We start from the raw sequence: 6606 nt of genomic DNA, 5'->3' as shown, positions 1-6606 counted from the left end.
GATCATGGGCGACACCTGCACGCGGGCCTGCGCCTTCTGCAACGTCAAGACCGGCATGCCGCAACCGCTGGACCCGGAAGAACCCGCCAAGGTTGGCCTGGCCGTCGCCCAGATGGGGCTGAACCACGTCGTCATCACCAGCGTGGACCGTGACGATGTCGCCGACGGCGGCGCCGCCCACTTCGCCGAGGTGGTGCGCCAGATCCGCCTCCAGGCCCCGAACACCACCATCGAGATCCTTACGCCCGACTTCCTGCGCAAGGACGGCGCGGCCGAGGTGATGATCGATGCGACGCCCGACGTCTTCAACCACAATCTGGAGACGGTGCCGCGCCTGTATCTGAAGATCCGGCCGGGCGCGCGGTACTTCCATTCCTTGCGCCTGTTGCAGATGGTCAAGGAACGCGACCCCAACCAGTTCACCAAGTCCGGCATCATGGTCGGCCTGGGCGAGACCAAGGAAGAGGTCATGCAGGTGATGGACGACATGCGGTCCGCCGGCGTCGATTTCATCACCATCGGCCAGTACCTCCAGCCGACACGCAAACACGCCGCCATCGACCGCTTCGTGACGCCGGAAGAGTTCAAGGCCTATGAGGCCATCGCCCGCGCCAAGGGCTTCCTGATGGTGTCGTCCTCGCCCCTGACCCGCAGTTCGCACCACGCGGGCGACGACTTCGCCCGGCTGAAGGCGGCGCGCGAAGGGCTGAACCGGCGTTGATGACCGCGTCTGTCTTCCTTCCCCCCTCGCGGGGGAAGGTGGGCGCCGGCGGCGCTCGGATAGGGGGGCTTTCAACCCCATACCCTATCCCTGCCCATCTGCTCGCCGAACAAGCCCCCCCATCCGTCATGCTCTGCATGACACCTTCCCCCACCAGGGGGGAAGGGGAATAGATGGCCGTCCATCGCGTCACCAAGATCCTGCCCTATGCGCCCGACCAGCTGGCGGCGCTGGTCGCGGACGTGCGGGCCTATCCCGACTTCGTGCCGTGGGTGACGTCGATGCGGGTGTGGAATGCGCGCGAAGAGGCGCCGGGCGTCAGCCTGCTGGACGCCGAGGCCGGCGTCGGCTTCGCCATGTTGAAAGAGCGTTTCTCGACCTGGGTGCGGCATGACGCCAACCGGAACATGGTCGAGGTCGGTCTGATCCGCGGGCCGTTCCGGCATCTGAAGAACCGGTGGGAATTTCACGCCGATCCAAAGGGAACGCGCGTGGAGTTCATGATCGACTTCGCCTTCAAGTCGACCCTGCTGGACATGATGCTGCAGGCCAATTTCGACCGGGCGGTCGACCGGTTGATGGCGTGTTTCGAGGCCGAGGCCAGAAGACGCTATCCCTCTCCCGATGGGAGAGGGCTTGAGGCTCGCTGAGCGCAGCGAAGCGCCAGCCGAAAGGGTGAGGGTCGGCTTTCGCCGATGATCACCCGCCATCCGACCCTCACCCTTTCGCGCAAGAACGACGGCTGGCGCCGCCGTGCGCTCAAGCCCTCTCCCAACGGGAGAGGGATCAGGGGCGAGCCTTCGCCTTGTATTTCGGCTTGCCCTTGTCGGCGCCGGCCTTCTTGGCCCACGGTTTGTCGCCTGCCGGCTTGGGTTTCTTGGACCACGGCTTGTCACCGTCCGGCTTCGGCCCGCGCGGCCCCTTGGCCCAAGGCTTGTCACCACCGGCCGAGCCGTCGCCGTCGCGGCGCGGCTTCTTGTCCCACGGCTTCTTGCCGTCGGGCGCGCCCTCGGCCCGGGGCTTCTTCTCCCAGGGCTTCTTGGCGTCGCGGCGGTCAGGGCTGCGCGCCTCGGCCGGGGGGCGATTGCCGCGCGGCGGGGCGGTGCGTTCCTTGGGCGCCGGGGCGACGGTCGGTTCGATCTTGATGCCGTCCTCGGCCGGGGCCTGGATCGCCTGGGTGAAGCGTTCGACCGCGGCGCGGGTGATCTCGAACTTGGTGTCGCGTTCGAAGATGCGGATGGCGCCGATGTCGCGCTTGGTCACATGGCCCAGGCGGCAGATCAGCGGCAGCATCCATTTGGGATCGGCGTTCTTCTCGCGGCCCAGATTGATGCGGAACCAGTCGCAGTCGCCGTCACGGGCGAAATCGACGAAGGGCTCGTCCTTGGACCGCACCTGGTCGCGCTTCATCCGTTCGTCGTCATAGACCTCTTCCGGCTCGGGCATGCCAGCCTTGCGGGCGCGGATCAGCAGGGCGGCGATCTCTTCGGCCGAACGCCGGGCCAGCAGGTCCTGGGCCAGGGCGGTTTCTTCTTCCGAGAAGGTCTCGACCGCCGTCAGGCCGTCCAGCAGGCGCGCCTTGTCCTTTTCGCGGATCTCCTCGGCCGAGGGCGGGCCGCTCCAGACCGCGTCCAGCCGCGCCTCGGCCAGCATCCGCTCGACCTTGCGACGGCGCGCATAGCTGACCAGCAGCACCGACACGCCCTTCTTGCCCGCACGGCCGGTGCGGCCCGACCGGTGCAGCAGGCCGGCCTGGTTGATCGGCGTCTGGGCGTGGATCACCAGCCCCAGGTCCGGCAGGTCTAGCCCGCGCGCCGCCACGTCGGTGGCCACGCAAACCCGCGCATGGCCGTCACGCAGGGCCTGAAGCGCGTCGGACCGCTCGCGCTGGCTCAGTTCGCCCGACAGGCCGACGGCGGAAAAGCCGCGCTCGCGCAGAGCGGCGTGCAGATGGTTCACCGCCTCGCGCGTGTTGCAGAAGACGATGGCGCCGGGGGATTCGAAATAGCGCAGCACATTGACCACGGCCCGTTCCATGTCGGTCGGGGCGATGCGCATGGCGCGGTATTCGATGTCGCCGTGCGGCGTGTCCTTGGACGTGGCGTCGATGCGCAGGGCGTCGCGCTGATAGGTCTTGGCCAGGGTCACGATCTCGCGCGCCAGGGTGGCCGAGAACATCAGGGTGCGACGATCCTGGGGCGTGGTGTCGAGGATGAACTCCAGGTCTTCCTTGAAGCCCATGTCCAGCATCTCGTCGGCTTCATCCAGCACGACGGCGCGGATGGCCGACAGGTCCAGATTGCCCCGCTCGATATGGTCGCGCAGGCGGCCGGGCGTGCCGACGACGATATGGGCGCCGAAGTTGAGGGTGCGGGCCTCCTTGCGCGCATCCATGCCGCCGACACACGTCACCACCCGCGCGCCCGTCTCGGCGTAGAGCCAGGTCAGTTCGGTCGCCACCTGAAGCGCCAGTTCGCGCGTGGGGGCGATGACCAGGGCCAGGGGGGCGTCGGCCTTGTCGAACCGTTCGGCCTGGCCCAGCAGGGTCGGCGCCGCCGCCAGACCGAAAGCCACCGTCTTGCCCGAGCCGGTCTGGGCCGAAACCAACAGGTCACGCCCGGCGGCCGCGTCGTCCAGCACGGCCGACTGGACTGGCGTAGGCGTCTCATAGCCACGGCCGACGAGGGCGTGGTCCAGCGCGGGATGACAGGGCGGGAAGGGCATGACGAAGGTCCGAAACGGCGATGACGCCATGGCCGACAGGGGCCGGGGCGCGTAAGAGATCAGGCGAAAGAGGAAGGCAAGGCGACGGCGGGCGAAACAGGCGGTTTAAGGACCGCGGTTCATCGTCCGAGGCGGCTCATACGCCCTTTGCCCGCCTCTGAGGGTTTTTTCTGGGCGAAGTCCGATGAGTTTCGATTTCGACGCCGCCGTGGTGGGGGCCGGAGCGGTGGGTTTGGCCTGCGGACGGGCCCTGGCCCGGCGCGGCCTGTCGGTTCTGGTGCTGGAGGAACAGCCGCACATCGGCCAGGGCGTGTCGTCGCGCAATTCCGAGGTGATCCACGCCGGTCTCTATTACCCGACCGGCTCGCTGAAGGCCCGGTTCTGCGTCGAGGGGCGCCGGGCGCTGTACGCTTTTCTGGACAGCCACAAGGTCGATTACCGCCGATGCGGCAAGCTGGTCGTGGCGACCCAAGAGGCCGAGGTTCCACGCATCGAGGCCATCTTCGAACAGGCGGTGACCAATGGGGTCGAGAATCTGGATCACCTGACCGGCGCCCAGGCGCGGCGGCTGGAGCCGGAACTGAACGCCCACGCCGCCATCCTGTCGCCCGAGAGCGGGGTGTTCGACAGCCACGGCTATATGCTGGCCCTGCAGGGCGAGATCGAGGATGCGGGCGGATCGGTGGTGGTCTCGGCGCCGTTCGAGGGGGCCGAGCCGCTGTCGGGCGGCGGTTTCAGCCTTCGTGTCGGCGGGGAGGGGGCGACCGCGGTGACCAGCCGCCTTCTGGTCACCGCGCCCGGCCTTTCGGCCCAGGCCGTGGCGGCGCGCGTCGCGGGCTATCCGGCCGCCGAGATTCCGGCGCGACACCTGGGCAAGGGCGTCTATTTCCGCCTGACCGGCGCGGCGCCGTTTGACCGGCTGATCTATCCGCCGCCGATCCCCGGCGCCCTGGGCACCCACTATCGCCGCGACCTGGGCGGGCAGGGGGTGTTCGGGCCGGACCTGACCTATGTGGAGACCGAGAACTATGCGGTCGATCCGGCCAAGCGTGAGGAGTTTGTCCGCTATATCCAGCGTTTCTGGCCGAATGTTCAGACCGAACGCCTGACGCCCGACTATGCCGGCATCCGGCCCAAACTGCATGGGCCGGGCCAGCCCCAGCCGGATTTCCAGCTGCATGGTCGCGACCGTCACGGCATTGACGGCCTGGTGGCCCTGTTCGGCATCGAAAGCCCCGGCCTGACCAGTTCGCTGGCCATCGGCGAGGCGGTGGCGGGGATGTTGACCCATGACTGAGCTGACCATCCGCGATGCAGACGCCGACGACATCGCGGCCCTGCATGTCTTGATCGAGAGCGCCTATCGGGGCGAGGCCTCTCGCGCGGGCTGGACCACCGAGGCCGACCTGCTGGACGGCCAGCGCACCGATCCCGATGATCTGGCGGACATCCTGGCCGATCCGACCCAGGCTATGCTGACCGCCTGGCGCGCGGGGGTGTTGATCGGCTGTATCCTGATCGCTGATCGGGGGGCGGAAACCGGCTATTTCGGCATGCTGTCGGTCAGTCCCGCGCTTCAGGCCGCCGGCCTGGGGCGGCGGCTGGTCGCGGCCGCAGAGGCGGAAATGGCCGCCCGATTCGGCGCCCGGCGCGTCCGCATCTCGGTCTTTCCCCAGCGCGCCGAACTGATCGCCTGGTATGAACGACTGGGGTATGCGGCGACCGGCGAGACCCTGGCCTTTCCCTATGGAAACCCCAGATTCGGCCTGCCGCGGCGTGACGATCTGCATTTCATCGTCATGGAGCGAGACCTGGCGTAACCGCGCCTTGAAATCGCCCACGGCTTCATGCATAAGCCCGCCCTCGCGTGGCGGCCCGAACCGGCCGCCGCAACTGTTTTCGCGCCCGCCTGCGGCGCCCGACCAAGAAGATTGAGACGGACATGGCCGTTCCGAAGCGCAAAGTATCTCCCTCGCGTCGCAACATGCGCCGCGCCCACGACGCCCTGGGCACGAACGCCTATGTCGAGGACAAGGACACCGGCGAGCTGAAACGCCCGCACCACATCGACCTGAAGACCGGCACCTATCGCGGCCGCCAGGTTCTGACGCCCAAGGAAGACTAAGGTCTTCGCCTGACGGCGCATCCGGCCCGGCCGGAACGAAAATTTCACGGCGCGCGGTTCGTCCGCGCGCCGTTTTCGTGCGTTATGGCGGTAACCCTTCAAACGGAGCCGCCCCCATGATCCGCCGTCTTCTGGTCACCGCCGCCGTGGCCGCCCTGGCCGCCTGCAATCCGCCCGAACAGGCCGAGCCTCAGCCCCAGCCTCCGGCCGAAACCCCGCCCCCGTCCGCCGAAGCGCCGGGCGCGAACGTGCTGACGGCCCAGGGATTCGGCCCCTTGCGCATCGGCATGACCCGCGCCGAGGTCGAGGCGGCCCTGGGCGCCGACGCCAATCCGAACGCCGTGGGCGGGGCCGACCCGGAGGCCTGCGACCTGTTCCGCCCGGCCCGCGCGCCCGAAGGCATGCTGGTGATGCTGGAACAGGGTGTCCTGACCAGCGTCTGGGTCGCCCGCAACACCGAGGTGAAGACCGATCGCGGCCTGGGCGTCGGCGATACGGCCGAGCGGGTGCGCCAAGTCTATGGAACGTCTGTCACCGCCGAACCGCACAAATATGTTGATGCCCCGGCCGCCTATCTGACCGCCTGGACCACGGCGGACCAGACCAGCGCGGCCGCGCGCGGCGTGAAGTACGAGATCGGCCAGGACGGCAAGGTGACCCGCATCGGCGTCGGCGGCCCGTCCATCGGCTATGTCGAGGGCTGTTCGTAACGGCGGGCGCAGGGCAGGTTGGCGATTCGGCGCGGGGTCCGCTAAACCCGCGCCAAATCCCTGTTCGCCAATCCTGAAGGCCCCGCCATGACCGACATCGCCGACATCGTCGCCCGCCAGATCCTCGACAGCCGCGGCAATCCGACGGTCGAGGTGGATCTGACGCTGGACGACGGCAGCTTCGGCCGCGCCGCCGTGCCCTCGGGCGCATCCACCGGCGCGCACGAGGCGGTCGAGCTGCGCGACGGCGACAAGGACGTCTGGGGCGGCAAGGGCGTCCAGAAGGCGGTCGACGCCGTCAACGGCGAAATCTTCGACGCCCTGTC

At 68.4% G+C, this 6606-nt stretch carries 7 protein-coding genes and 1 pseudogene; 7 read left to right on the top strand and 1 reads right to left on the bottom strand.

Features of this window, described 5'->3' with window-relative positions; all coding sequences use genetic code 11:
• Together Q0581_RS02285 and Q0581_RS02280 are read left to right on the top strand one after the other, a co-directional pair.
• Positions 1-721: lipoyl synthase (locus Q0581_RS02285; protein ID WP_298697202.1), on the top strand; the 721-nt coding region annotated here is incomplete at its 5' end.
• Between the two features lie 173 nt (positions 722-894).
• The gene (locus Q0581_RS02280) at positions 895-1371 is read left to right on the top strand and encodes a type II toxin-antitoxin system RatA family toxin (protein WP_298697200.1); all 477 of its coding nucleotides are present in this window, start codon (positions 895-897) and stop codon (positions 1369-1371) included.
• Between the two features lie 136 nt (positions 1372-1507).
• Here the strand turns inward: Q0581_RS02280 and Q0581_RS02275 are convergent, their stop codons facing one another.
• The gene (locus Q0581_RS02275) at positions 1508-3445 is read right to left on the bottom strand and encodes a DEAD/DEAH box helicase (RefSeq protein ID WP_298697197.1); all 1938 of its coding nucleotides are present in this window, start codon (positions 3443-3445) and stop codon (positions 1508-1510) included.
• Positions 3446-3629: 184 nt separating this feature from the next.
• On the opposite strand from Q0581_RS02275, the gene Q0581_RS02270 reads away from it, so the two are divergent.
• The 5 genes and pseudogenes from Q0581_RS02270 to eno all read left to right on the top strand — a co-directional run.
• Positions 3630-4742, top strand: a complete 1113-nt coding sequence (locus Q0581_RS02270; protein ID WP_298697194.1) for an NAD(P)/FAD-dependent oxidoreductase — start codon at positions 3630-3632, stop codon at positions 4740-4742.
• Positions 4735-5265: a GNAT family N-acetyltransferase gene (locus Q0581_RS02265; RefSeq protein ID WP_298697192.1), complete on the top strand. Its 531-nt coding sequence runs from the start codon at positions 4735-4737 to the stop codon at positions 5263-5265. Before Q0581_RS02270 ends, Q0581_RS02265 begins: the two co-directional genes overlap by 8 nt.
• Positions 5266-5387: 122 nt before the next feature.
• Positions 5388-5570: a 50S ribosomal protein L32 gene (gene rpmF / locus Q0581_RS02260; protein WP_056449735.1), complete on the top strand. Its 183-nt coding sequence runs from the start codon at positions 5388-5390 to the stop codon at positions 5568-5570.
• A 116-nt stretch (positions 5571-5686) separates the two neighbouring features.
• Positions 5687-6280 carry a hypothetical protein gene (locus Q0581_RS02255; RefSeq protein ID WP_298697189.1) on the top strand — a complete coding sequence of 198 codons (594 nt, stop codon included), beginning with the start codon at positions 5687-5689 and terminating at the stop codon, positions 6278-6280.
• 87 nt (positions 6281-6367) lie between these two features.
• A pseudogene (gene eno / locus Q0581_RS02250) lies at positions 6368-6606 on the top strand (phosphopyruvate hydratase); the annotation flags it as partial.

The sequence above is a fragment of the uncultured Brevundimonas sp. genome, from assembly GCF_937863155.1.
In the GTDB taxonomy this organism is placed as follows: domain Bacteria; phylum Pseudomonadota; class Alphaproteobacteria; order Caulobacterales; family Caulobacteraceae; genus Brevundimonas.
This window is presented reverse-complemented; position numbering and strand designations above follow the sequence as displayed.